The organism is Sphaerisporangium siamense, from assembly GCF_014205275.1.
Classification (GTDB): domain Bacteria; phylum Actinomycetota; class Actinomycetes; order Streptosporangiales; family Streptosporangiaceae; genus Sphaerisporangium; species Sphaerisporangium siamense.
Window position 1 is genome coordinate 7,777,730 of the sequence record NZ_JACHND010000001.1, and the last position, 25,616, is coordinate 7,803,345.

Here is a 25,616-nt window from a genome sequence, read left to right on the forward strand (position 1 = left end):
CTGGGCTGGCGCGAGATCGGCGGGGAAGCCGGTGGCGTCGGGGCCGGGTCGTACTGGGGAATGTTCTCCTGGGCGGGTGGCGCGGGCAGGAGGGGCGGGCCGAAGAGGCCGGGGGCCGTTCCCGGTCACGGTGTTCTTGGACGACGTGTTCCTGCCCGGCTGCCCTTGGCCGGGCTTCCCTCGGTCCGACGGGGGCTTCTGGTCAGGGTTTCTTGATCAGAGTTTGGGCTGGGGGAGGGTGTTCTTGGACAGGATTCGGCGGCGGAGGGCCATTACGGGGAAGGCGCCGGCGAAGCCTAGGAGGAGGGGGGTGGTGGAGCCGGCGGCTGTGGCGGCTTTGAGGGCGGGCTGGGTGAAGGTGTCCGGGATGGGGAGGGTGGCGGCGCGGCCGAAGGGCCAGACGACCACGAAGGCGCGGCCGACCACGCTGTCCTTGGGGATGGCGCCGCCGCCGGGGTCGCCCTGGTGGAAGCGGGAGTCCAGCGAGACGGAGCGGTGGTCGCCCATGACCCACAGCCGGTCCTTCTCGACCTTGATCTCGAAGAACTTCTGCGACGGCTGGTCGTCGGGGTAGAGGTACGCCTTCTCTTCGAGGGGCACGCCGTTCACCGTGATGCGCCCCTTGGCGTCACAGCACTTGACGGTGTCGCCGGGGACGCCGATGACGCGCTTGATGTAGTCCTTCTCGCCGGGGACGACGCCGAAGGCGGTGCCCACCCAGCGGAAGAACCCGGCCACCGGGTTGCCGGGCTCGGGCACGTCGACCTCGCTGGCCCAGGAGTCGACGCCGGAGAAGACGACGATGTCGCCGCGCTCGATGTCACGGGTGTGGTAGACGAGCTTGTTGACCAGCACCCTGTCGTTGACGAGCAGGGTGTTCTCCATGGACTCGGAGGGGATGTAGAAGGCCTGGACCACGAAGCTCTTGATGATGAGCGCCAGGAGGAGCGCCACCACGACCAGCACCGGCAGTTCGCGCCAGAACGAGCCCTTCTTCCCCTTGCCGCCCTTGGCAGCCGGCTTGGTTTCTTCCGCGACCACGTCTACCTCGTCCTCGACGGGGCGGCGCGGCCCGCCGGCCCCCTGGCCATCGCTAGTCATCGCTGTCGAGCCTAAATGATGCGCGCTCCGCGCCGTGTCGCCGACTCGGCATGGCGCCCAAAGAACTGGGCGCTCCCGCCCCTTCCGACCAGGCACGACGCCTGCCGTCCCCGGGGCCGCGGGTGCGCGGCGACAGGGAAATGGCCCGCGTCCCTGGGGAGGCGGGCCATTCGACGAGGCTGGCGCGGGCTACTTGCCGGCGGGCAGAGCGTCGCGGCGCTCGCGGATGCGGGCGGCCTTGCCGCGCAGGTCGCGCATGTAGTACAGCTTGGCGCGGCGGACGTCACCACGGGTCACGACGTCGATCTTCTCGATCACCGGGCTGTGGACCGGGAAGGTGCGCTCGACGCCGACGCCGTAGCTGACCTTGCGGACGGTGAAGGTCTCGCGGGCGCCACCGCCCTGGCGGCGGAGCACGAACCCCTTGAAGACCTGGATACGGGACCGGTTGCCTTCGACCACGCGGACGTGGACCTCCAGCGTGTCGCCCGGGCGGAAGCTCGGGACGTCACTGCGTACGGCGGCCTTCTCAAGCTCCTGGATCAGCGTGTGCATGGCAGCGGTTCCTCGTTTTAAGCGAGCACCCGGAGGTCCGCCCGGCCGTGCGCGCGGCACGGCATCGAGGTGGACACGAGCGCTGGGCTGAATACGTCTGGGAGGCCGGGCGTCGCTCTAGCCCGAACCGGCGCGCGCCGACCACGAAACGGTTGACGGCAGCGATTCAGTCTGCCATATCTTCCGGCGGGAAGCGAAACGAAGCCGCGTCGAGGACCTCAAGGTCGCGCTTGTCCAGGTTCTGACGGCCGAGCCTGGCCAGCAGTTCGGGCCTGGTGGCGGCGGTGCGGCGCAGCGCCTCGTCCCGCCGCCAGCGGGCGATCGCGCCGTGGTTGCCGGACAGCAGGATGGGCGGCACCTCGTGGCCGCGCCAGACCGGCGGCTTGGTGTAGACGGGGCCCTCGACGAGGGAGGCCATGGCGCCGGGGGCGAAGGAGTCGTCGGCGACGGAGCCGGCGTTGCCGAGCACGCCGGGCAGCAGGCGCCCGACGGCCTCCACGATGACCAGCACGGCGGCCTCGCCGCCCGCGAGGACGTAGTCGCCGATGCCGACCTCGTCGACGCGCAGCCGGGAGCCGTACTCGGCGACGACGCGGGCATCGATGCCCTCGTAGCGGGCGGGCGCGAACAGCAGCCAGGGCTCCTTGGCGTACTCCAGCGCGACTTCCTGGGTGAAGGGCCGGCCGCTCGGGGTCGGCACGACGAGCCGGGGCACCGCCTCGGCGTCGCCGACGACGGCGTCGATGGCCTCGCTCCACGGCTCGGGTTTCATGACCATGCCGGGGCCGCCGCCGTACGGCGTGTCGTCCACGGTGCGGTGCACGTCGTGCGTCCAGTCGCGGAGCTGGTGGACCCGGATGTCGAGGATGCCCTTGCGGCGCGCCTTGCCGATCAGCGAGACGTCCAGCGGCGCGAAGTACTCCGGGAAGATCGAGATGATGTCCACGCGCATGGGCAGCGCCCGAGGGTCCATGGTCAGCCCGCCTCGTTCAAATCGAGCAGGCCGGGCGGGACGTCGACGACGGCGCGCCCGCCGGGCAGGTCGATCTCGGGGACCATGTTCTTGACGAAGGGGATGAGGACCTCGCCGGACCCGCGCCTGACCACCAGGAGGTCCTGCCCGTGGTGGAGGACGTCGGTGATCTCGCCGACGGGCTCGCCGGCGACGGTGACGACGGCCAGGCCGATGAGCTGGTGGTCGTAGAACTCGTCGGGGTCCTCGGGGACGGGGATGTCGCCGGAGTCGATGACGAGCATGGTGCCGCGCAGGTCCTCGGCGCCGTCGCGGCCGGCGACGCCCTCGAAGCCGAGCAGCAGGATGTTCTTGTGCCACCGCATGGTCTCGACGACGAGCGGGCCCCGGCTCGCGGGGTCGGTGGCGATCGACGTGCCGGGCGCGAAGCGCGTCTCGGGTTCGTCGGTGCGCACTTCGACCGTCACCTCGCCACGGACTCCGTGGGGGCGGCCGATCCGGCCGACGACCAGTTGCACTCGCTGCTCCTCACACAGGGACGGAAATGGCGGAGAACCGCGACAGGGGACCGCCCGGGCTGCCGGGGGTCCCCTGTCCAGAGGGCTCGATGGCCTCTGGGTCTCGTTACCGGGCTTCGTTGAGGTCGAGCAGGTCGACCCGTACGTATTTGCCGTCCGCCAAGGCGTTGATCACAGTGCGCAGCGCCTTGGCCGTACGGCCGCCACGGCCGATGACCTTGCCGAGGTCGTCGGGGTGGACCCGGACCTCCAGGACGCGCCCGGTGCGGATGCGACGGGCGCGCACGAGAACGTCGTCAGGGTGCTCGACGATGCCCTTGACCAGATGCTCGAGGGCTTCCTCAAGCACCTCAGGCCTCGCCTTCCGGCTTCTCCTCCGCGGCCGGCTCGGCCGGGGTCGCGGGGGCGTCGTCGGACTTCACGGTCTTCTTGGCCTTGCGCGGCGTGGTGGCGGTGCCCGTGCCGGTGTCGCCGGACAGAGCCTCCTTGGCCGCGGCCTCGTAGACGGCGTGACGGTCGGGCTTGGCCTCGGCGACCTGCAGCGGCTCCGGGGCGGCCTCGCCCTTGAACTTCTGCCAGTCACCGGTGAGCTTGAAGATCTTCAGCACCGGGTCGGTCGGCTGGGCGCCGACGCCGAGCCAGTACTGCGCCCGCTCGGAGTCCACCTTGATGAACGAGGGGTTCTCCTTGGGGTGGTACAGGCCGATCTCTTCGATCGCACGGCCGTCACGCTTGGTGCGGCTGTCCGCGACCACGATGCGGTACTGCGGGTTGCGGATCATGCCGAGCCGCTTGAGCTTGATCTTGACTGCCACGGGTGTGGTCTCTCCTGGGCTTTGAGCGCGGGTGGACGGGCGTCTCGCCGAGTGGGGCACGACGGGATGACCGCCCGAGGGACAAGCGTGACGCGCGGGGGTGAGAGGGCACCCACGGTCACGGTGTTCCAACATGACATTCTGCCAGATGATCCGGCCGCTTTCCGAATCGGCGCGGTCTCGGACCGTGTCGGAGCCGCGCCGATATGCGGACGGCCCGGCATCACGCCCCGGGACGGTCAGGCGTCATGCCGGGGGACGGCGAACGGTGAGGGGCGCCCAGCACCGGCCAGGCGCCGCCCCACGTCACTTCTGGCCGGGAAAGCGCAGCTTGGAGGGGTCGAAGCCGGGCGGGAGCTCCAAACCGGGAGGCAGCTTGCCGCCGCCGAGGCCGCCGAGGCCGGCCGGAAGCTGCGGAGGCGCGTCGGCGCCGCCGTTCGCGGCCCCCGCCTTGCCGAGCGCGGCCTTGCGCGGGTCGCCGCTGACCCTGCGCCCCTTCTTGGCCTTCTTCTGCGCGGCCTTGCCCTTGCGCCCGCCGGGCATACCGGGGATGCCCATGCCGCCGGCGACCTGCTTCATCATCTTCTGCGCGTCGAAGAAGCGGGTGACCAGGCCGGCGACCTCGGTGACGGTGACGCCGGAGCCGCGCGCGATGCGGGCCCGGCGCGAGCCGTTGATGATCTTGGGGTCCTGGCGCTCGCCGGGGGTCATGGAGCGGATGATGGCGGCGACGCGGTCGAGGTCGCGCTCGTCGACCTGGTTGAGCTGGTCGCGCATCTGCCCCATGCCGGGCATCATGCCGAGCAGGTTCTTGAGCGGGCCCATCTTGCGGACCATCATCATCTGCTCAAGGAAGTCGTCGAGCGTGAACCCGTCGCCGGAGACGAGCTTGCCGGCCATCTTGGCGGCTTCCTGCTCGTCGAAGGTGCGCTGCGCCTGCTCGATCAGGGTGAGGATGTCACCCATGTCGAGGATGCGGCTCGCCATGCGGTCGGGGTGGAAGGCGTCGAAGTCTTCCAGCTTCTCGCCCGTGGAGGCGAACATGATCGGGCGGCCGGTGATGTGCCGCACCGACAGCGCCGCGCCGCCGCGGGCGTCGCCGTCGAGCTTGGTGAGCACGACGCCGTCGAAGCCGACGCCGTCCATGAACGCCTGGGCCGTGGTGACGGCGTCCTGGCCGATCATCGCGTCGACGACGAACAGCACCTCGTCGGGGCTGACGGCGTCGCGGATGTCCGCGGCCTGCCGCATCAGCTCCTGGTCGATGCCGAGGCGGCCCGCGGTGTCGATGATGACGATGTCGTGCTGGCGGCGCCGGGCCTGCTCGATGGAGTCGCGGGCCACGGCGACCGGGTCGCCGACGCCGTTGCCGGGCTCGGGGGCGTAGACGGCGGCCTGCGCGCGCTCGCCGACGACCTGGAGCTGCTGGACGGCGTTGGGCCGCTGGAGGTCGGCGGCGACCAGCATCGGGGCGTGGCCCTGCTCGCGCAGCCAGCGGGCGAGCTTGCCGGCCAGGGTGGTCTTACCGGCGCCCTGGAGGCCGGCGAGCATGATGACGGTCGGCGGGGTCTTGGCGTACCGCAGGCGGCGGGTCTCGCCGCCGAGGATCTGCACCAGCTCGTCATTGACGATCTTGACGACCTGCTGGGCGGGGTTGAGCGCCTGGGAGACCTCGGCCCCGCGGGCCCGCTCCTTGACATGGGACACGAAGTCCCTGACGACCGGCAGCGCGACGTCGGCTTCGAGAAGCGCGATGCGGATCTCTCGGCAGGTCGCGTCGATGTCGGCGTCGGACAGCCTGCCCTTCGACCTGAGGGAGGAGAAGACCGATGTCAGGCGGTCGGAAAGCGTCTCGAACACGTGAAGCCAGCCTCTTGTGTCACGGGTCGTCCGGGGTGAGTGACTCGAACTCCCAGCCTATCCGCTCCTGGGGCCGGTCACGCGAACCCGGCGCCAGGGACGGACGGGCCGGGCCGGGTCAGCCCCTCCACCCGGGGACCGATACCCGCATCGTCAGCGCGTGCTCCACCAGGGCGATCAGCGTGCCCTTGACCGACTCGCGCAGGCGCGCGTCGGTCTTGACGATCGGGATGTGCGGGGAGAGCGTGAGTGCGTCGCGCACCTCCTCCTCGGCGTAGGGGTGCTCGCCGTCCCAGCCGTTGAGGCCGATGACGAAGGGCAGCTTCGCCTCCTCGAAGTAGTCGATGGCGGGGAAGCTGTCGGCCAGGCGCCGGGTGTCGACCAGGACGACGGCGCCGATCGCGCCGCGTACCAGGTCGTCCCACATGAACCAGAACCGGTGCTGGCCGGGGGTGCCGAAGAGATAGAGGATGAGCTCGGTGTCCAGCGACACGCGGCCGAAGTCCATGGCCACGGTGGTGGTGGCCTTCTGCGGGATGAGGCCCAGGTCGTCGATGCCGGCGCTGGCGTCGGTCATGACCGCCTCGGTGGTGAGCGGGACGATCTCGGAGACCGCCCCGACGAAGGTGGTCTTCCCCACGCCGAAGCCGCCCGCGACGACGATCTTCGTCGACGTGAGCGTCCCGCCGCGGCTAGAGCCTGCGAAGTCCACTGAGAACCCTTTCGAGCAGGTTGAAGTCCGGCTGTCCCGCGTCCAGCTGCGGGTGGTGCAACTGGACGAATCCCTCGGCGGCCATGTCCGAGACGAGAACCCGCGCCACGCCGAGGGGGACCCTCAGCAGGGCCGAGATCTCGGCGACCGAACGCACCTGGCGGCACAGCGTGATGATCGCCTGGTACTCCGGAATCAAGCCGGAAATATCTTGATAAGGAGGAATAGTGGAATGCACCAGCGTCTCCATGGCGAGGTGCGACCGCGGCGCCGAGCGCCCGCCCGTGACCGTGAAGGGCCGGACCGGCGAAGAGGGTTCCTGTTGGTAGGGCCGTAAACCGTCCTCCCAGCCCGGACCTCCCATGGACGTCACCGCGGAGACGACGCCTGAAGCTCGGCGCGCACGGCCGGTGTCAGCACCTGACCGGCACGCTCGACCATCAGCGTCATCTGGTAGGCGACCAGACCCATGTCACAGTCCGGCGCGGCGAGCACGGCGAGGCAGGAGCCGTCGCTGACCGACATGATCAACAACAGCCCGCGCTGCATCTCCACCACGGTCTGGGTGACGGGGCCGCCCTCGAAGACGCGGGAGGCGCCCTGCGTCAGGCTGATCAGGCCCGCGGCCACCGCGGCGAGCTGGTCGGCCCTGTCCTTGGGGAAGCCCTCCGAGTAGGCCAGTGGCAGCCCGTCGGAGGACACCACCACCGTGTGCGCCACCCCCGGCACCGACCGGACGAAGTCGGTGATCAGCCAGTTGACTCCGCGGGCCGCCTGACTCAGCTCTCTCACTTGTCCTCCTTATCGCCCTGGGCGCGGCGTGGGTCGCCGTACGCCACCTCGTCCTCGCTGATCTCGCCGCGTGCGACCGCCCGGCCCTGGCGGATGCCCTGCTGGAAGCTGGACAACCGGCTTCGCGCCCGGTCGGGCGAGAGGGCGGGCATGGCGGGAACGGGCGAGGTTGCGGCCTCGGCCGCCGAGGCGGACCCGGGCACCAGATTGGCCTTCGGAACCCGCTTGGGCAGACCGGCGGTGGTGGTCCCGTCCCGTACGGGCTCCTTGACCACGGCCGCGGCCTGCCAACCGGCGTCGGCGGGGTTCTGCCGCCAGACGCCGGTGTCCTCCTTCTCCTCCTGGGCCGGGTCCGCGCGGCGGAACCAGGCGGACTCGACGGAAGCGAAGATGGGCAGGAACTCCTCCTCCTGTTCCATCGGGGACGGCCGCACGGCCGGCAAGGGGCCGGTGACGGCGTCGAGGTCAGAGGCGTCGAAGCGGCGGGACCTCGGGCGGGGCACCGGGTCGGCGGCCGGGCCGGTGGGAGGACCGCCGTAGGCGCCCGCGGACGGGCCGCCGAACAGGCTCGGGCCGGCGGCGGAGCCTCCGGACAGCGGGCCGCCGAACGCGTCGAGGTTCGCCGCCTGCTCCCCCGCGCCGGTCGCCGCCGCCGGGGGCGCGCCGAACGCGGACGGCCCGCGGCCCGGGGCGTCGAACGTCCCCGCGACCGGCTCGCCGAACGCGCCCGTGTCACCGAAGGAGCCGGTATCGCCGAAGGCGCCCGTGTCACCGAAGGAACCGGTGTCACCGAACGCGCCCGTCTCGCCGAAGCCGCCGAGGTTCCCGGACGCGGGCCCGGAGAAGCCGCCGGAGGACGGGCCGGAGAAGCCGCCGCCGGTGGTCGGCCCGAGCGGCCCGGTGCCGGCCGTGCCGTTGGACCCGCCGAAGGGGCCGGTGGGAGAGCCGAACAGGGAGGCGGCCTGCGCGTCGAACGCGGCTCCGCCCTGGGACGCCGAGGCGAACAGGCTGCCGCCGGTCTGTCCCCCGGTCCACGCCGACGCGCCCGCGCCGGCGAGCGCCTGCCCGGAGGCGCCGCCCTGCGCCGGGCCCGCGGCGGAGCCCATGAGCGCCTCGGGCAGCAGCACCATCGCGGTCAGGCCGCCGGAGTCGTGCCGCCTGAGCTGCACCCGGATGCCGTTGCGCAGCGCGAGGCGGCCGACCACGAACAGGCCCATGCGGCGTGACACCGACACGTCCACGACCGGCGGGTTGGCCAGCCGCCAGTTGGTCTGGGTCAGTTCCTCCGGGGTCATGCCGATGCCGGCGTCGGTGATCGAGATCATGACGCCGCCGCCGTCGATGCGGTTGGCCGTGAGGGTCACCCTGGTCTCGCGCGGGGAGAACGAGATGGCGTTCTCGACGAGCTCGGCGAGCAGGTGGATGAGGTCGTTGACGGCCTGGCCGACGATGGAGACCCCGGTGGGGACGTTCATGGCCACGCGCTCGTAGTTCTCGACCTCGGAGAGGGATGCGCGGGCGACGTCGAGCAGCGGGACGGGCTGGCTCCAGCGCCGCGCGGGCTCCTGGCCTGCGAGGACCAGCAGGTTCTCGCTGTTGCGGCGCATGCGGGTGGCGAGGTGGTCGAGCCGGAACAGGTCGCCGAGACGCCGGTCGTCCTGTTCGCCCTGCTCCAGGCCGTCGATCAGGGTGATCTGCCGCTCCACCAGGGTCTGGGTCCTGCGGGAGAGGTTCACGAACATGGCGCTGACGTTGCTGCGCAACTGGGCCTCGTCGCTGGCGAGCCTGACCGCCTCGCGGTGGACCTCGTCGAAGGCGCGGGCGACCTCACCGACCTCGTCGTTGGACATGACGCCGATGGGAGCGACCTCGGGCGGGCCCGTGGTGCCGTCCGACTCGCGGAGCTTCTGCACCAGTTCGGGGAGCCTGCGCCCGGCGATGTCGAGGGCGCCGCCGCGCAGGCGGCGCAGCGGGATGACCAGCGAGCGGGCCATGACGGCGGTGATGGCGAGGACGATGAGCAGGAGCACGACGACGGCGGCGATGTTGACCACGGCCTGGCGCTGGTCCTCGCGGGCCAGCTCGGCGGCCCTGTCGACGATCGCGCGGCTGAGCGTGCGCTGCACGTCGTGCATGCGGTCGAGCCGCTCGCTGGAGGCGTCGAACCAGCCGGTGACGTCGTCGGCGCCGTTCCCGAGCCCGGCGAGCGGCTGGTTCTGGCGGGTCAGCTCAAGTGCGCGGTCGATCTGGGCGGCGGCGACGTCGATCTTCGGGCCGGTGACGGTGTCCTGGTAGGTCTGGCCTTCGGTGAGGGTGGCGCGGAAGAAGAACGCCTGCAGTTCGCTCTCCTGCCGGGCGCGCGCGGCGTTGAAGGCGTCCAGTTCCGCGGGGCTGAAGCGCCCGCCGATCAGGCCGATGCTCAGCAGGCCGCGCTGGCGCGACGCCTGCTCGGCGGCGCGGGTGAGCGAGGCGAGGGCCGAGGCGCTGGCCTCCAGGCCCGAGTCCGTGCCTCCCCTGGCGGTCTCGTCGAACATGGCGAGCACGTCGTCGATGGCCGTGGAGTACTTCTGCAGCGTCGGCAGCGCGGGAAGCTGGGAGTCGGTCACGGTCTGACGCAGGGACCGCAGCTGGGCCAGCCGGTCCAGCAGGCGCGCGAAGGGCTGGCGGCCGCTGTCGCGCAGGGCGGACTCGACCGTGCTCCTGTGGCCGAGCACGAGCTGGATCTGACCGTCGACGGCGCTCTGCTGGTCGCGCAGGAGCTGCCGGATCTGGTTGCCGTGGCGGCCGTTCGCGACGAACCGCACGGAGACGTCGCGTTCGAGGTCGAGCTGGTGGGCGAGATCGCCCAGGGTGGTCACGAACTGTGCCACCGTACGGACGCGCTCGTACTCGGTCGCGCTCTGGATCGAGGTCACCACCCGGAGGCCACCGAGCAGGGCGGCCATCGTGGTGGGAACCAGGATGAGCGCGAGGAGCCGGGTCCGTACCCGCCAGTTGCGCAGCGCGAGCCGGCTTCCCGACGTACGGCGCGGGGCCGCGGCCGTGTCCTTGGTGGAAGGCGTTCGGTCTGCGTCCGGCTCGGTACGGCGACCGCTCTCGATTGTTGCTGTCCTCACTGGTCGCAACCTCTCGCCGGCTGGTCTGCGTAGGGGTGGACGCACTTGACACCTGTGACGCGTGTCAAGTGATGGGCAATCGGTGCATAAGCCTACGAGTACCGCCAATACCCGTGAGTGTTTGGACCGTTCCAAGAAATTATTCCCTTTTTGGAATGAGATTCGGTCATCCACCACAAGGTCACGTCGCCAGTCAGCGGACGTTACGGTCACATCACCGGCAAAGAAGCATTTATACCGTTCCAGGACACCAGACGCAGACATCGACTCGCATCAACGCCCAAAGTGGACTTTTTTACGAGTTTCATGACATAGGCCGCATATGTATGTTAGCGCCGATCTTCCTCCGCTAAGCTTCACGCCGCCGTGCCGGAAACCGCTCCGCGAGCACGTGGCTCGGCCTTCTTCCCCCCCACAACTAAAAGGACACCTCAATGACACGCTTTAGGGGTCGTACCTTCATCGTCGGCGTGGCCGCGATCCTGGCGCTAACAGCGTGCGGCGGTGGATCGGACACCAGTTCGAGTACAGCCGGAGGGCTGGAGAAAACCACGGTCACCCTCGGCGCCATGCCCATCGCCGACGTAGCGGGACTGTACATCGCCATCGAAAGGGGCTTCTTCAAGGAAGAAGGCCTGACGGTGAAGCCCAAGATCATCAACAATGGGGCCGAGGCGCTCCCGCAGCTTCACAGTGGAGCCCTCGACGTCATCATCGGAAACTATTTCACGTTCCTGTCGGCGACGGAGAGGAGTAACGACAAGTTCCGCTTCATCGCCGACATCTACCAGTCCAAGCCCGACGTCTTCCAGATCGTCGTGCCAAAGGACTCCACCGTACAGACTGTCAAGGACCTCAAGGGCAAGAGGATCGCCATCGCCTCGCTTAACAGCATCGGCGAGCTGGCCGTCGCCAACGCCCTGCGCACCGCCGGACTCCATCCGCGCGAGGACGTGAAGTGGGTGCCGATGCCCTTCCCCCAGATGCCCGCCGCGCTGAAGAACGGCTCCCTGGACGCCCTCTGGCTCACCGAGCCCTTCCTCACCGGCGTCCAGCAGGAGCAGGGCGCGCGCAAGGTCACCGACACGATGACCGGAGCGATGGCCGACTTCCCGATCGCCGGCTGGGTCACCTTGGACGAGTGGACCCGGAAGTATCCCAAGACGATGGCCGCGCTCCAGCGGGGCCTGCTCAAGGGCCAGCAGATCGCGGCCTCCGACCGTAAGGCCGTCGAGAAGGTCCTCCCGACCTACACACAGATCAAACCCGAGGTCGCGTCGGTCATCACCCTGGGATCGTTCCCGACCACGCTCACCTCGACCCGCATCCAGCGCGTCGCCGACCTGATGCAGGAGTTCGGGTACCTGACCAAGAAGCTCGACGTCAAGCCGCTCCTGGCTCCGCTCCCGCAGTGACCCGCCGCAGAGTGGCCCGCGGCGCCACCGGCGTCGCGGTCCTGCTCCTCGCCGCCGAGCTGGCCGGGCGCACCGGCCTGGTCGACCGTTCACTGATCCCCCTGATCTCGGAGATCCTCGCCCGCGCCGCCGGGCTGGTGGTGGACCCCCTCTTCCTGGCCGACCTCCAGGGCACTCTGGTCGTCTGGGCGACCGGGCTGCTGGTCGCCGTCGCCATCGCCGTCCCCCTCGGCCTGTTCCTCGGCACCCTCCGGCGCGCGGAGCTGGCCGCGCGCCCGCTGGTGGAGTTCCTGCGGCCCATCCCGTCGGTCGCGCTCCTCCCCCTCATCGCGCTGCTGGTCCCGGACGACGCCGGCATCAAGATCACCGCGGTCGTGTACGCCGCCGCCTGGCCGGTGCTCGTCAACACCATGTACGGCCTGCGCGACGTGGACCCGGTGGCCAAGGAGACCCTGCGCAGCTTCGGCTTCGGACGCCTGGCCGTGCTCATGCGGGTCTGCCTGCCGAGCGCGGCGCCGTTCGTGCTGACCGGAGTGCGGCTGGCCACGGCGATCGGGCTGATCGTCGCGGTCAGCGCCGAGCTCATCACCGGCGGCACCGCGGGGATCGGCACCTTCATGATCCGCGCGGGGTCGGGGATGCGCACCGACCTGGTCCTGGCCGCCGCCCTGTGGGCCGGGATCCTCGGGCTCGTGGCCAACGCCCTGCTGCTGAAGGCGCAGCGCCTGGCGTTCCGCTGGCACGCGGTGACCGCGGAGGCCGCCACATGACCGCGACCGTGACCGCCGCCGCGACGACGGCCTCCCCGGAGCGCGGGAGCCGCCTCACCGGTCTCCTCGCGCGCCTTTGGCTCGTTCCGATCGCGCTCGCCGCCTGGGAGGCCGGCACCCGGCTGGCCGCCTCGGACTACTTCCCGCCCCCCTCGCTCATCCTCGTCCGGGCGCGGGAGCTGTGGTTCTCCGGCCCCGCCGGGCGCCTGTTCCTCACCGACGAGGCCGTCGGCGACTTCCTGCCGAGCCTCGGCCGCATGTTCGGCGGCTGGGCGGTGGCCTGCGTACTCGGCGTCGGCCTCGGCGTGGCCATCGGCCGCTCCCGCGCGCTGGCCGGCTACGTCGACCCGCTGGTGGAGTTCGGCAGGGCGATCCCGCCCCCCGCGCTGGTCCCGCTGTTCATCGTCCTGTTCAAGCTGGGCACCGAGATGCAGGTCGCCACGATCGTCTACGGCGTGATCTGGCCGGTGCTCATCAACGCGATCGACGGGGCCCGCCACGTGGACCGGCTGCACGTGGAGACCGCGCGCGTCTTCCGGCTCGGACGCGTCCAGCGGCTGTTCCGGGTCGTCCTGCCCGCCGCGGGACCGAAGGTCTTCGCGGGGCTGCGGCTCAGCGTCTCGCTGGCCGTCATCCTGATGGTGCTGTCGGAGCTCGTGGGCAGCACCGACGGGATCGGCCACCAGCTCCTCTCCACCCAGCAGAACTTCGACCTCGCCGGCACGTGGAGCGTCATCGTGCTCCTCGGCGTCCTGGGACTCGCGCTGAACGGGGCCTTCCTGGTCCTGGAGCGGCGCGTTCTGTCCTGGCACCTGCGGGCCCGGCAGACAATCTGAGGAATCACCGTGCTCGATGTCGTGAACCTGAGGCACACCTACGGCCAGGGGCCTTCGGCCCACCACGCCCTCGGCGGGATCGACCTGAAGGTCGCCGAAGGGGAGCTGGTGAGCGTGGTCGGGCCCTCCGGCTGCGGGAAGTCCACCCTCCTCCGCTCGATCGCGGGGCTGATCCGGCCCTCCCAGGGGCACATCCGCATCCGTGACAACCACGTCGCGGACGCGCCCGGCGACCTGGCCGTGGTGTTCCAGGACTACAGCCGTTCGCTGTTCCCCTGGATGACGGTCGGCGAGAACGTCGCGCTCCCGCTGCGCCGCCGCGGCATGGACCGCCGGGCGCGCCGCCGCGCCGCGGCCGAGGCGCTGGAGGCCGTGGGCCTCGCCGCCGCGGCGGGCAAGCACCCGTGGGAGCTGTCGGGCGGCATGCAGCAGCGCGTGGCGATCGCCCGCGCGCTGGCCTACCGTCCCGCGCTGCTGCTCATGGACGAACCGTTCGGCTCGGTGGACGCCCAGACGCGCGAGGACCTGGAGGACCTCGTGCTGCAGGTGCGCGAGCTGCACCGCATGACGATCCTGCTGATCACGCACGACATCGACGAGAGCGTGTACGTGGGGGACCGCGTCGTCGTGCTCACCGGCTCGCCGGCGCGGGTCGCCGGCGAGCTGACCGTCGGCCTGCCGTTCCCCCGCGACCAGATCGCCACCCGGCAGCTCCCCGCGTTCGTGCGCCTGCGCGCCGAGGTGGGACGCCTGGTGCGCGCGAAGGACCAGCCCTCCCCTTTCCCTGTCTAGGCATGCCCCCGCCCGGCTTCCCCCCGGGCCGAACCCCACGTCTGGAGTGCACATGACCGAGCCCACGAGCGTCATCCAGCAGATCATCGCCGGTGGATGGCGCCTGTCGGCCCTGAAGACCTTCGTCGAGCTGGACTGCGCCCGCCACCTGGCCGAGGGGCCGCTGCCCGTGCCGGAGCTGGCCGCGCGCGTCGGCGCGCACGCCCCCTCGCTCGGCCGCGTGCTGCGCACGCTCGGCGGCGTCGGCGTGGTGAAGGCCGCCGGTTCCGACGCCTACGCCCTCACCGACGCCGGAGCGCTGCTCATCGAGGGCGCCGAGGGGTCGATGCGCAGCGCGCTGCTGTCCAACATGAACCCGGTGCTGGCCTCGGCCACCAACGAACTGCTCACCGAGACGGTGCGGACCGGCCGGTCGGCGTTCAAGGAGCGGCACGGCGTCCTGTACGACTACCTGTCCGAGAACCCGGAACTGGGCCTGATCTTCAACGACTTCATGACCAACCGGGCGCTGCCGATGGCGCGCGGTGTCACCGAGCGGTACGACTTCTCGGGGATCGGCACGCTCGCCGACGTCGGCGGCGGCCGCGGGCATTTCCTCGCGGCCGTTCTGCGGGCCAACCCGGGCCTGCGTGGCCTGCTGCTGGAGCTGCCGCACGTCCTGCCCGACGCGCGGGCCGCGTTCGAGGAGTGGGGGCTGAGCGGCCGCTGCGAGTTCGTGGCGGGCGACTTCTTCTCCGCCGTGCCGGAGGGCGCCGACGCCTACATGCTGGGCAGCGTCGTCCACAACTGGGACGACAGCGACGCGCTGCGGATCCTCACGACGGTCCGCGCGGCGATGCCCGATCACGGCCGCCTGCTGCTGGTGGAGATCGTGGTGCCGGACGACGACACGCCCCACTACGGCAAGGATCTGGACATCAGGATGATGGGGCTGTTCGGCCAGGGCCGCGAGCGCAGCCGGTCCGAGCACGGCGCGCTGCTGGAGAAGGCGGGCATGGCGATCACCGACGTGGTCCCGCTGCCGGTCGACGCGAGCCTGATCGAGGCCCGGCCCGTCTGACACGTCCCCCGATGGCGGTTCCGGGCCGGGAAGGTCAGCGGCCTCCCCAGCCCGGAACCGCCACCCGCATCGTCAGCGCGTGCTCGACCAATGCGATGAGCGTGGACTTCACCGAGTCCCGCGAGCGGGCGTCCGTGCGGACGAGGGGGATGTGCGGGGCGAGCGTGAGCGCCTCGCGGACCTCCTCGTCGCTGTGCGAATATCTGCCGTCCCAGCCGTTGATGCCGACCACGAACGGGAGCTGGGCCTCCTCGAAGTAGTCGATCGCCGGGAAGCAGTCGGCCAGGCGGCGGGTGTCGACCAGCACGACGGCGCCGATCGCGCCGCGCACCAGGTCGTCCCACATGAACCAGAACCGGTGCTGGCCCGGGGTCCCGAACAGGTAGAGGATCAGGTCCTTGTCCAGCGACACGCGGCCGAAGTCCATGGCCACGGTCGTGGTGGTCTTGTTCGGGGTCAGCCCCAGGTCGTCGATGCCGGCGCTGGCGTCGGTCATGACCGCCTCGGTGGTGAGGGGGACGATCTCCGACACCGCGCCCACGAACGTGGTCTTGCCGACGCCGAAGCCGCCCGCGACGACGATCTTCGTCGACGTGAGCATCCCGGCGGGGCTAGAGCCTGCGAAGTCCACTGAGAACCCTTTCCAGCAGGTTGAGATCAGGCTTGCCCGTTTCCAGCTGCGGGTGGTGCACCTGGACCAGGCCCTCCGCCGCCATGTCGGCGATCACGATGCGCGCCACGCCGAGCGGCATCCGCAGCATCGCGGCGATCTCGGCGACCGACCGCACCTGACGGCACAGCGTGCTGATCGCCTGCTTCTCCGGAGTGAGGGCCGAAAGGTCGGCCTGCGCCGACGTGGCGGAGGAGACCAGGGCCTCCATGGCCAGGGCCGTCCGCGGCGCGACGCGGCCTCCGGTCATGGCGTAGGGCCGGACCAGGGAGCCGCGCTCCGTCGGTTCCGGCGCCGAGTAGGGTCCTGAGGCCGCACCGCCGGCGAACCGGCGGGGGTCCTCCATCTGTGAGTACGACGACCCGCCGCTCAGCGGGTCGCCTTCATCCGTCCAGCCGCGACGTGCCATGGCGTCCTCCTGTCATCGGCGTGTCACCGGGGTTGTGACGCCTGGAGCTCGGCGCGCACGGCCGGGGTCAGCACCTGACCGGCGCGCTCCACCAACAGCGTCATCTGGTACGCCACCAGGCCCATGTCACAGTCGGCCGCGGCGAGCACGGCGAGGCAGGACCCGTCGCTGACCGACATGATCATGAGCAGCCCCCGCTGCATCTCGACCACGGTCTGGGTCACCGCCCCGCCCTCGAAGACGCGGGAGGCGCCCTGGGTGAGGCTGATCAGCCCGGCGGCCACCGCCGCGAGCTGGTCCGCCCTGTCCTTGGGGAATCCTTCCGAGAAGGCCAGGGGCAACCCGTCAGCCGACACCACGACCGTGTGAGCCACGCCAGGGACGTTGTTCACGAAGTCGGTGATCAGCCAGTTGACGCCACGGGCCGCCTGGCTCAGCTCCCTCACGTGTCCTCCTTGTTGCGTTCACCGATTCCATTGGCGGAATGGTCGTCGTTGTTCTCGCCCTTGGCGACGGCCCGGCCTCTGCGCACGCCCTGCTGGAAACTGGACAGCCGGCTGCGCACCCGGTCGGGCGACAGGGACGGCTGGGGCGAGGAGAAGACGGACGGGCCCGGCTCGGCGGAGCCGGGCACGAGGTTCGCCTTCGGCACCCGCTTGGGCAGGCCGGACGAGGTGATGCCGCCGAGCGAGGGGTCGCTCGCCGCCTGTGCCGCGCGCCAGCCGACGTCCCCGGGAGAGGACCAGGCGCGCGAGTCCGCCCCCGGCCGGGCGAGCGCCGCCGGGGCCTCCTCCATGGCGCCGTACCCGTCGTCCTCAGGCACGGGCATCGCCGTCTCCTTCTGGGCCGGCTTGGCGGCCGGATCCGGGTCGTCCGTGCGCCGGAACCAGTCGGACTCCACAGCCGCGAAGATCGGCAGGAACTCCTCCCCCGCCTCGTCCAGCGGGGAGGTGTGGACGGCCGGCAGCGGGCCGGTGTGGTCCATGTCCGGCACGGCCCCGAAGGTGCGTGCCCTCCTGTCCAGCGGGCCGGTCGCCGGGCCCGTCGCCGGGCCGCCTCCGGTGGCGGGCCCGGTGAAGCCGCCGCCGAAGCCGCCGGTGGGAGGCCCGCCGAAGCCGCCGGACGGCGGGCCGGCCGGGCCGCCGGTCACGGGGCCGGTGTGGCCGCCGGAGACGCCGCCCGGGACCGGGCCGGTGTGGCCGGTGGACGGGATGGCGGGCCAGGACGCGGTGTCCTGGTCGGCGAGGTCGGGCCAGGAGTCCTTGGTGCCTCCGGGCGGGGGGACCTCCGCGGGCCACGGGGTGTCGAGCGGCGGGTTGGGGTTGAAGAACCGCTCGAACGGGTCCTGCTCGCCGGGCTCGTCCTTCTGGAACGGCGCGCCCGGCGCCTTGTCGGAGCCCTGGCCCGGCGCGGTGAACAGGTCGCGCTCCGGGCGCTCGAACCCGCCGGCGGGCGCCGGGCGCTCGAAGGGATCGCGTTCGAAGGGGCCGCGCTGGAACGGGCCCCGGTTGACCGGGCCGGGCCCGGCGGAGACGCCGGGGTCGTCGGCGCCGAAGACCGGCGCGCGCATGCCGCGCGAGCCGGACGCGTCGAAGGCGGAGGGAGCGCCGCCGAACCCGGGGGCGCCGCCGAACTGCTGCCCGGTGGTGGGCTCGGCCGCGGGCATGCCCGCGTACTGCGGCGCGCCCGGCGCCGACAGCAGGGATTCGGGCAGCAGCACCATGGCGTTCAGGCCGCCGGCGTCCTGCTGGCGGAGCTGGACGCGGATGTTGTGGCGCAGCGCGAGGCGGCCGACCACGAACAGGCCCATGCGGCGGGACACCGAGACGTCCACGACGGGCGGGTTGGCGAGACGCCAGTTGGCCTCGGCGAGCTCCTCGGCCGACATGCCGATGCCGCTGTCGCTGACCGAGACCATCATGCCGCCGCCGTCGATGCGGTTGCTCGACACCACGACCTTGGTCTCGCGCGAGGAGAAGGAGATGGCGTTCTCGACGAGCTCGGCGACCAGGTGGACGATGTCGTTCACGGCCTGGCCGACGATCGCCGTCCCCGAGGGGACGCGCAGGTCTACCCGCTCGTAGTTCTCGACCTCCGACAGCGCGGCGCGGACGATGTCGACGATCGGCACCGGCTGGCTCCACCGGCGCGCGGTCTCCTGACCGGCGAGGACCAGCAGGTTCTCGCTGTTGCGGCGCATGCGGGTGGCGAGGTGGTCGAGCTTGAACAGGTTGGCGAGACGGTCCTCGTCCTGCTCGCCCTGCTCCAGGCCGTCGATGAGGCTGAGCTGGCGTTCCACCAGGGTCTGGCTGCGGCGGGAGAGGTTGACGAACATCGCGTTGACGTTGCTGCGCAGGCGGGCCTCGTCGCCCGCCATGCGGACCGCTTCGCGGTGGACCTCGTCGAAGGCCCGCGCGACCTCGCCCATCTCGTCGCGTGAGGTGACGCCGATGGGGACGACCTCGGTGGAGGCGTCGGCGCTGGCGCGCAGCCGCTGGACGGTCTGGGGCAGGCGGACGCCGGCGATCTCCAGCGCCTCGGCGCGCAGCCGGCGCAGCGGCCGGATCAGGGAGGTCGCCACCACGGCGGTGATGAGGAGGACGACGAGCAGCAGCACCAGGATGACGGCGCCGGAGATCACCGCTTGACGCTGGGCGTCCTCCTGCAGCGTCCGGCTCTGCTCCACGACCGAGCCGATCATGCGCTCTTCCACCGTGCGCATGCGGTCGGCGGCGGCGGAGGTGGAGGTGTACCAGAGAGTGGTGTCGTCGCGGCGGGTCAGGTCGAGGTCGCGGACCTCCTTGAACTGGCGGAGCTGGGCGAGCGCGAGCGCGCGCATCCAGTCGGCCTTGTCGACCTGCTGGCCGCGGACGGTGGAGTTGTAGAACTTGACGTCCTCCGGCGACGCCTCGGCGAAGAACGTGGCGAGCTGGTTCTCCTGGCGGCTCCAGGATCCGGGGAAGTCGACGAAGTCGTCGTAGGTGAACCCGCCGCCCGGGGTGCCGCGGGTGGCCAGGGCCACGGTCATGATGCCGCGCTGCCGGGCTACCTCTTCCTTGGCGCTGCTGAGGGCGGCCAGGGCGATGCTGTCACCGAACAGGCGCTGGTCCTGGCCGGAGGCGCCGAGCTCGCTCTGCATGGAGCCGAGCACGGTGACGATCCGGGAGTACATACCGAGCGCGGCCCGCGGGGGCACGGAGGCGTCCTGGACGATGCGGGACCTGAGACCGGGCAGACCGTCCAGCCAGCGGCGGATCTGGTCGGCCTCGGCGCGGACGCGGGCGGTGTGGGAGTCGTCGATGGCGGCGACCGCGGTGAGAACCGGCTGCCGGGCCTTGTCGACGACGTCCTGCTGGGCGCGCACCTTCTTGAAGCGCGCCGTGCGGCGGCCTTCGGCGATGTACCACGCCGTCAGGTCGCGTTCCTTGTCGATCTCGTGGATCAGCACGTCGAGCTTCTGCACGAGCGTGGCGACGTCGGTGATGCGCCGGTAGTCCGCCGACGTGCCGACGGCGTCGGCGAGCTGCACACCGCCGAGCGCGACGCCGACCAGCGTCGGGATGATGATGAGGGCCACGAGACGTGATCGGACGCGCCAGTTCTGAAGCCTGAGCCGGCTACCGGCCTTGAGTGTCCGCGGCATGGTCGGGCCGGACCGCTCCGTACGGCCCCCTCGACCTGGGTTGTCCCCAGGGTCTTGTGGTCTCACTGGTTTTCGCAACCTCTCACCGGGCCTGGCGTTTCAGGGGGGTACGTCACGCGCGAGGCGCATGAGACGTCCGAGACATCCATCAGGCGAGGGTTAATTGGAGCACACCCTTACCAGATCGGCCAACAGCACATACAGCTACAAATCTCCCCAAACAAGGCTTCTAAGGGATAAATCGCCCGCGTCGCTTCCGTAACTATGCGGGACGAAATCCGTCACGTCCCTCCGGAGCCGCGTATTCGATCATCAGATCGCGTGCGACGGAGCACTCCCGGCGCACGTCCCCGCCGGGGCCGCCGCCCTCGACGCCGCCGCCGAGGCGAGGGAACGATGATCGTTCACCCAGGTCACGCCCACGTCGCACCGGTGCGGCACCCGCGGCGCCCCGCGAGACGTCCCGCGACAGGACCGGCGAGGCCAGGGCGTACGGGGTGTCGTTCGCCGGCCGCACGGCCTCGATCTTCGCCGGAAAGCGGCAGCACGACGATAACCGGGCCGAAAACCTCGTCCCGCGCTATGTCGCTCCCCTGCGCGGGGTCCGGCACGGCGGGCGCCGTGCCGGAGCCGGCCTCAGTTCGTGCGGCCGTAGACCGACCTGAGAGTGAGCACGTACTCGACCAGCGTGATCAGTGTGGACTTCACCGCGTCCCTGGACCGGGCGTCGGTGCGCACGATCGGGATGTGCGGAGCGAGCGTGAGCGCCTCGCGGACCTCCTGCTCGGCGTGCGGGTAGTGACCGTCCCAGCCATTGATGCCGACCACGAACGGGAGCTGGGCCTCCTCGAAGTAGTCGATCGCCGGGAAGCAGTCGGCCAGGCGCCGGGTGTCCACCAGGACGACCGCGCCGATGGCGCCCCGCACCAGGTCGTCCCACATGAACCAGAACCGGTGCTGACCGGGCGTGCCGAACAGGTACAGGATCAGGTCCTGGTCCAGCGAGAGCCGGCCGAAGTCCATCGCGACCGTGGTGGTGGTCTTGTTCGGAGTCAGCCCCAGGTCGTCGATGCCGGCGCTGGCGTCCGTCATGACCGCCTCGGTGGTCAGCGGGAGGATCTCCGACACCGCCCCGACGAACGTGGTCTTCCCCACGCCGAAGCCACCCGCGACGACGATCTTCGTCGACGTGAGCGACCCGCCGCGGCTAGAGCCTGCGAAGTCCACTGAGAACCCTTTCGAGCAGGTTGTGGTCTGGTTGTCCCTGGTTAAGCCGCGGCAGATGCAGGCGAACCAGACCTTCGTCGGCCATGTCGGCGATCAGCACGCGGGCCACGCCGAGCGGCACCCGCAGCAACGCGGAGATCTCCGCGACCGAACGAACGGAGTGGCACAACATGATGATCGCCTCCTGCTCTGGGGTGAGCAGGGACAAATCATCATTCATTATCGGGGCGGACGAGACGAGTGTTTCCATCGCGAGGTGGTAACTGGGCTCGGCGCGGCCCCCGGTGACGGCGTAGGGACGGAAGAGAGGTTCGTCCTCGGTTCCGTCACCCCCCAGCATCACCGGATCCTGGAGGTCTGAAGCTCAGCGCGCAGGGCCGGGGTGAGCACCTGGCCCGCGCGCTCGACCAGCAGGGTCATCTGATACGCGACCAACCCCATGTCGCAGTCCGGGGACGCCAGCACCGCGAGGCAGGAGCCGTCGCTGATCGCCATCACCAGCAGGATGCCGTACTGCATCTCGACGACCGTCTGCGTCACCCCGCCGCCCTCGAACACGCGCGAGGCCCCCGCCGTGAGGCTCAGCAGACCGGCCGCCACCGCGGCGAGCTGGTCGGCCCGGTCGGCGGGGAACCCCGCCGAGTTGGCCAGCCTGAGTCCGTCGGCCGATACGACGACCGCGTGCGCCACGCCGGGTGTCCCGCTGACGAACTCCGTGATCAGCCAGTCGAACCTGCGTGCCTCGTGACTCAGCTCAATCACGAACCCTCCTCCTCAGCCCGGCCGCCGTCGGCGCCGGCTCCTTCACTGTCACGCGCGGTGGCCTGCGAGATGTCCGCCCGGCCGCGCCGGATGCCCTGCTGGAATCGGGACATCCGCGCCCGCACGAGATCGGCGGAGACGTCCGCGCGGGGAGCGGGCGTCGTCGGCTTGGGCTGTGGCGCCGCGCCTCCCACCGACCCCGGCACGAGGTTGGCCTTCGGCGTGCGCTTCGGCAGACCTGCCGCCGTGATGCCCCCCATGGCGGGATCCTTCACCGCGTCGGCGGCCCGCCATCCGGTGTCCGCCTGCGAGCCCCACGCCGGCGCCGCCGGCTCCGGGCCCGGCTCGGGGGGCGCGGTCGCGGGGACGGACTCCTGTGGTTCCTCCCGCACCCGCTCCCGCGAGGCGGTGACCTCACCGGCGTCGGGACGGCGGAACCACGCGGACTCGACGGCGGCGAAGATCGGCAGGTACTCGTCCCCCTGCTCCAGCGGCGACTCGCCGGAGGCCGTGCTTCCCGGGTTCCCGGTGCTCCCCGTGCTCCCCGTGCTGCCAGAGGTCCTGATGGTCCCCTTGCTCCCCGTCCCGGTGATCCCCGTGCCGGGGTTGCCCGTGCCCGGGCCGGCCGTACCGGGGGTCCCCGTTCCCGCTCTGCTCGCGGCGATCCCCGCGCCTCCCGGGACACCGCTGTTCCCCGGACCGCCCAGACGTGCCGGACCGCCCGGACGCCCCGGACCGTTCAGGTTCCCCGGACCGGGTCTTCCCCGGTCGGCGGGCACCGGCCTGGTCGGCAGGGGCGGCAGCGGCGCGGCGGGGGGCGTCGTGTCGGGCGCGGGGGAGGTAGAAGGGTCGGTCGAGGGTCCCACGGGCCCGAAGACGGGGCCGGTGTTCGACGGCGCCTCGAACGGCGAACGCTGCCGCGCCGGTCCCGTAGCGGGACCCACCGGACCGGTCCCCGGACCGAGCGGACCCGTACCCGGGCCGACCGGGCCCGTGCCGGGACCGAGGGGACCCGTGCCGTGACCGGTCGGACCGGTACCCGGGCCGACCGGACCCGTGCCGGGACCGAGGGGACCTGCGCCGGAACCGACCGGACCCGTGCCCGAGCCGAGCGGCCCGGTCCTGAGGGGCCCGGTGCCGGGGCCGATCGGGCCGGTGCCGGAGCCGACCGGACCGGTACCGGAGCCGACCGGGCCAGTGCCCGAACCGAGCGGGCCGGTGCCGGTCGTGGGGCCCGACGCGCCGGAGAAGCCGCCGGACAGCGGCCCGGTGGGCGTGGGCTCGCCGAACGGGGCGAGCCTGCCGCCGAACGTGGACGGCGCCCCGGGGCCGCCGACGGACGGCGCGGACGCCCCGTCGTTGTAGCCGCGGGCCCCGCCGAGCGCCGGGCCGGTGTCCCCCGCGCCGGGCGCGGGGGCGCGTCCGGGCACCACCGAGATGAGCTGGGGCGGGAACAGGACCATCGCGATCAGCCCGGAGGAGTCGCCCCTGCGGAGCTGGACGCGGATGCCGTGCCGCAGGGCGAGGCGGCCGACCACGAACAGGCCCATGCGGCGCGACACCGACACGTCCACGACGGGCGGGTCGGCGAGCCTGCGGTTGATGTCGGCGATCTCCTCCGGCGTCATGCCGATGCCGGCGTCGCTGACCGCCAGCAGCGCGCCGCCGCCCTCGATCATGCTGCTGGACACGACGACGCGCGTGTTGCCCGGCGAGAACGCGAGGGCGTTCTCGACCAGCTCGGCGACCAGGTGGACCACGTCGTTGGCGGCGTGCCCGGCGACGGCGGCGCTGCGGTGGACCTTGACGTTCACCCGCTCGTAGTCCTCGACCTCCGACAGGGAGGCGCGCACGACGTCGACGAGCTTGGCGGGCTGGCTGCGCTTGCGCGTGGCCTCGTGCCCGGCGAGGACCAGCAGGTTCTCACTGTTGCGCCGCATGCGGGTGGCGAGGTGGTCCAGCTTGAACAGGTCGGCGAGCCGCCCGCCGTCCTGCTCGCCGCGCTCCAGGCCGTCGATGAGGGAGATCTGCCGCTCGACCAGGGTCTGGATGCGCCGGGACAGGTTGACGAACATGGCGTTGACGTTGCCGCGGAGCTGGGACTCCTCGGCGGCCAGGCGCAGGGCCTGGCGGTGCACCTCGTCGAACGCGGTGGCGACCTCGCCGATCTCGTCGTGGCTGCCGATGAGGATCGGCTGGACGTCGGGGGCGTCGGTGGCGTCGCCGGACTCGCGCATGCGGCGCACGACCGCGGGCAGGCGGAACCCGGCGATCTCCAGCGCCTCGGAGCGCAGCCGGCGCAGCGGCCTGACCAGCGAGCGGGCGATGAGGACGGTGGTGGTGAGGACGAGCACGACGAGGGCGAGGATGAGCACGGCGGCGATGATGGCGTTGCGCCGTTCGCCCGACTCCAGCACCGAGGCGCGCGCGGCCAGCGACTCCGAGACCCGTCCCTCGACCTGGCGCAGCAGGTCGATCGTCTTGGTGATGTCGTCGAACCACTGCCTGACCGACAGGCCGCGTCCTCTGGCGTCCTGGATCGCCAGGTTGCGGCTGGCCAGCGCGATGGCCCATGACTTGGTCAGTTCGGCGCGCACGACCTGGGTGCCGCGCAGGGTCTGCGCGAGGTAGCGGCCGTTGTCGGCGCCGGCCTCGGCGTTGAAGGTGGTCATCGCGGCCCGCTGCCGCGACCGTGCGGCGATGAAGTCCTCAAGGGTGTCGGACGTGAACCGCTGCTGGCGCAGCAGGGTGCCGATCAGCATGCCGCGCTGCTGGGACGCCTCTTCCTTGGCGTGGGCCAGGGCGCTGAGGCCGCGGGCGTCGCCGACCAGCTCGGGGTCCTCGCCCATCTGGGTGATCTCGTCGTGCAGCCGCAGGATCGACGCGATGAGGTCGGTGTACTTGGGCGGCTGGTTGCCGGCGCGGATGACGGGGAGCTGGTCCAGGCGGTGTCCGACCTGGAGGGCCGCCTCGGCGGCGCGCAGTCCGTAGCCGTCGTCGATCTCGGCGAGATCCTGCCGCACGGTCGCGATCCCGGCGTCCACGGCGCGGCGCTGTTCCTCCAGGGCCGTCGCCTGCTGACGGGTCACGCGACTCCAGATGCCCATGTCGCGTTCCAACCCCAGCTGCATGCCGAGGTCGCGCAGATGGCCCGCCATCACGGCCTCCGCGGCGTTGCGCTGGTAGGCGGCGACGCTGTCGATCGCCGTGACGACACGCAGGCTCGCGAGCAGCACACCGACGATCGTGGGCACCAGGATGAGCGCGGTCAGGCGCGTGGGCACGCGCCAGTTCCCCAGCGACAGACGGGATGAATTGCTCCGCCCGTGCTGCCCCCCGCCGGACCCCCCCGGGCCGCTGGAACGCTTGTGTCGCTTGGCCCTCAGGCCGTCCCCCGCTCCGGCGAGGAGTGTGGACTTGATCTCGGTATCCGCTGTGCTCACCGCGCCACCCCCCACGATCTTCCATGCATGGATGACGGCATGGCCGATAATTACGTAAGCGGGGACAATTCGACCACAAGGTCGCCAATGCCGTAGCCAGAACCCATCACACTGCACGCAATTGTTATGAATCCTGAAGTGACCTCG

At 71.3% G+C, this 25,616-nt stretch carries 24 protein-coding genes; 5 read left to right on the forward strand and 19 right to left on the reverse strand.

The features are described 5' to 3' along the window. Positions 1–216: 216 nt before the first annotated feature. The 11 genes from lepB to BJ982_RS35210 form a co-directional block, all read right to left on the reverse strand. Entirely contained in the window at positions 217–1,101 is an 885-nt protein-coding gene (gene lepB, locus BJ982_RS35160) for a signal peptidase I (protein WP_184887320.1), read from the reverse strand. 189 nt (positions 1,102–1,290) lie between these two features. Then, positions 1,291–1,656, reverse strand: a complete 366-nt coding sequence (gene rplS / locus BJ982_RS35165; protein ID WP_184887322.1) for a 50S ribosomal protein L19 — start codon at positions 1,654–1,656, stop codon at positions 1,291–1,293. 166 nt (positions 1,657–1,822) lie between these two features. Beyond that, entirely contained in the window at positions 1,823–2,608 is a 786-nt protein-coding gene (trmD, locus tag BJ982_RS35170; protein ID WP_184889796.1) for a tRNA (guanosine(37)-N1)-methyltransferase TrmD, read from the reverse strand. Positions 2,609–2,631: 23 nt separating this feature from the next. Next, positions 2,632–3,147 (reverse strand): ribosome maturation factor RimM, encoded by a 516-nt coding sequence (gene rimM / locus BJ982_RS35175; protein WP_184887324.1) that lies wholly within the window; start codon positions 3,145–3,147, stop codon positions 2,632–2,634. 106 nt (positions 3,148–3,253) lie between these two features. Next, complete coding sequence (locus BJ982_RS35180) at positions 3,254–3,496, reverse strand: RNA-binding protein (protein ID WP_184887326.1); 243 nt, start codon at positions 3,494–3,496, stop codon at positions 3,254–3,256. A gap of 1 nt (position 3,497) precedes the next feature. Beyond that, complete coding sequence (gene rpsP / locus BJ982_RS35185; RefSeq protein ID WP_184887328.1) at positions 3,498–3,962, reverse strand: 30S ribosomal protein S16; 465 nt, start codon at positions 3,960–3,962, stop codon at positions 3,498–3,500. 306 nt (positions 3,963–4,268) lie between these two features. Further along, entirely contained in the window at positions 4,269–5,822 is a 1,554-nt protein-coding gene (gene ffh / locus BJ982_RS35190; RefSeq protein ID WP_184887330.1) for a signal recognition particle protein, read from the reverse strand. Between the two features lie 118 nt (positions 5,823–5,940). After that, positions 5,941–6,534 carry a GTP-binding protein gene (locus BJ982_RS35195; protein WP_184887332.1) on the reverse strand — a complete coding sequence of 198 codons (594 nt, stop codon included), beginning with the start codon at positions 6,532–6,534 and terminating at the stop codon, positions 5,941–5,943. Further along, positions 6,515–6,898, reverse strand: a complete 384-nt coding sequence (locus tag BJ982_RS35200; protein ID WP_184887334.1) for a DUF742 domain-containing protein — start codon at positions 6,896–6,898, stop codon at positions 6,515–6,517. Before BJ982_RS35200 ends, BJ982_RS35195 begins: the two co-directional genes overlap by 20 nt. A gap of 5 nt (positions 6,899–6,903) precedes the next feature. Further along, positions 6,904–7,326 carry a roadblock/LC7 domain-containing protein gene (locus BJ982_RS35205; protein ID WP_184887336.1) on the reverse strand — a complete coding sequence of 141 codons (423 nt, stop codon included), beginning with the start codon at positions 7,324–7,326 and terminating at the stop codon, positions 6,904–6,906. Next, the gene (locus BJ982_RS35210; RefSeq protein ID WP_184887338.1) at positions 7,323–10,442 is read right to left on the reverse strand and encodes a nitrate- and nitrite sensing domain-containing protein; all 3,120 of its coding nucleotides are present in this window, start codon (positions 10,440–10,442) and stop codon (positions 7,323–7,325) included. Before BJ982_RS35210 ends, BJ982_RS35205 begins: the two co-directional genes overlap by 4 nt. A gap of 434 nt (positions 10,443–10,876) precedes the next feature. Between BJ982_RS35210 and BJ982_RS35215 the strand changes: the two genes are divergently transcribed. The 5 genes from BJ982_RS35215 to BJ982_RS35235 are packed head-to-tail and all read left to right on the forward strand — an operon-like array spanning position 10,877 to position 15,315. Further along, the gene (locus BJ982_RS35215) at positions 10,877–11,857 is read left to right on the forward strand and encodes an ABC transporter substrate-binding protein (RefSeq protein WP_239122743.1); all 981 of its coding nucleotides are present in this window, start codon (positions 10,877–10,879) and stop codon (positions 11,855–11,857) included. Next, positions 11,854–12,627 (forward strand): ABC transporter permease, encoded by a 774-nt coding sequence (locus BJ982_RS35220; protein WP_184887340.1) that lies wholly within the window; start codon positions 11,854–11,856, stop codon positions 12,625–12,627. The genes BJ982_RS35215 and BJ982_RS35220 overlap by 4 nt, the downstream gene beginning before the upstream one ends. Continuing rightward, complete coding sequence (locus tag BJ982_RS35225; protein WP_184887342.1) at positions 12,624–13,463, forward strand: ABC transporter permease; 840 nt, start codon at positions 12,624–12,626, stop codon at positions 13,461–13,463. The genes BJ982_RS35220 and BJ982_RS35225 overlap by 4 nt, the downstream gene beginning before the upstream one ends. 9 nt (positions 13,464–13,472) lie before the next feature. After that, a complete protein-coding gene (locus BJ982_RS35230) occupies positions 13,473–14,255 on the forward strand; it encodes an ABC transporter ATP-binding protein (RefSeq protein ID WP_184887344.1) in 783 nt (260 codons plus the stop codon). A 52-nt stretch (positions 14,256–14,307) separates the two neighbouring features. Then, complete coding sequence (locus tag BJ982_RS35235; RefSeq protein WP_184887346.1) at positions 14,308–15,315, forward strand: methyltransferase; 1,008 nt, start codon at positions 14,308–14,310, stop codon at positions 15,313–15,315. A 34-nt stretch (positions 15,316–15,349) separates the two neighbouring features. Here the strand turns inward: BJ982_RS35235 and BJ982_RS35240 are convergent, their stop codons facing one another. The 8 genes from BJ982_RS35240 to BJ982_RS40790 all read right to left on the reverse strand — a co-directional run bounded on the left by BJ982_RS35240 (position 15,350) and on the right by BJ982_RS40790 (position 25,310). Beyond that, positions 15,350–15,916 (reverse strand): GTP-binding protein, encoded by a 567-nt coding sequence (locus tag BJ982_RS35240; protein ID WP_184607702.1) that lies wholly within the window; start codon positions 15,914–15,916, stop codon positions 15,350–15,352. Positions 15,917–15,926: 10 nt separating this feature from the next. Continuing rightward, on the reverse strand, positions 15,927–16,394 hold the full coding sequence (locus BJ982_RS35245; protein ID WP_184887348.1) for a DUF742 domain-containing protein: 468 nt from the start codon (positions 16,392–16,394) through the stop codon (positions 15,927–15,929). A 23-nt stretch (positions 16,395–16,417) separates the two neighbouring features. Further along, positions 16,418–16,840 carry a roadblock/LC7 domain-containing protein gene (locus BJ982_RS35250; protein WP_184607704.1) on the reverse strand — a complete coding sequence of 141 codons (423 nt, stop codon included), beginning with the start codon at positions 16,838–16,840 and terminating at the stop codon, positions 16,418–16,420. Further along, complete coding sequence (locus tag BJ982_RS40785; protein WP_184887350.1) at positions 16,837–19,971, reverse strand: sensor histidine kinase; 3,135 nt, start codon at positions 19,969–19,971, stop codon at positions 16,837–16,839. Before BJ982_RS40785 ends, BJ982_RS35250 begins: the two co-directional genes overlap by 4 nt. Before the next feature lie 702 nt (positions 19,972–20,673). Beyond that, positions 20,674–21,264: a GTP-binding protein gene (locus tag BJ982_RS35260; protein ID WP_184887352.1), complete on the reverse strand. Its 591-nt coding sequence runs from the start codon at positions 21,262–21,264 to the stop codon at positions 20,674–20,676. After that, positions 21,245–21,604, reverse strand: coding sequence for a DUF742 domain-containing protein (locus BJ982_RS35265; protein WP_184887354.1), 360 nt, complete (start codon positions 21,602–21,604; stop codon positions 21,245–21,247). Before BJ982_RS35265 ends, BJ982_RS35260 begins: the two co-directional genes overlap by 20 nt. Continuing rightward, positions 21,604–22,026, reverse strand: a complete 423-nt coding sequence (locus tag BJ982_RS35270) for a roadblock/LC7 domain-containing protein (protein ID WP_184887356.1) — start codon at positions 22,024–22,026, stop codon at positions 21,604–21,606. The genes BJ982_RS35265 and BJ982_RS35270 overlap by 1 nt, the downstream gene beginning before the upstream one ends. Further along, positions 22,023–25,310: a sensor histidine kinase gene (locus tag BJ982_RS40790; protein ID WP_184887358.1), complete on the reverse strand. Its 3,288-nt coding sequence runs from the start codon at positions 25,308–25,310 to the stop codon at positions 22,023–22,025. The genes BJ982_RS35270 and BJ982_RS40790 overlap by 4 nt, the downstream gene beginning before the upstream one ends. Positions 25,311–25,616: the final 306 nt, after the last annotated feature.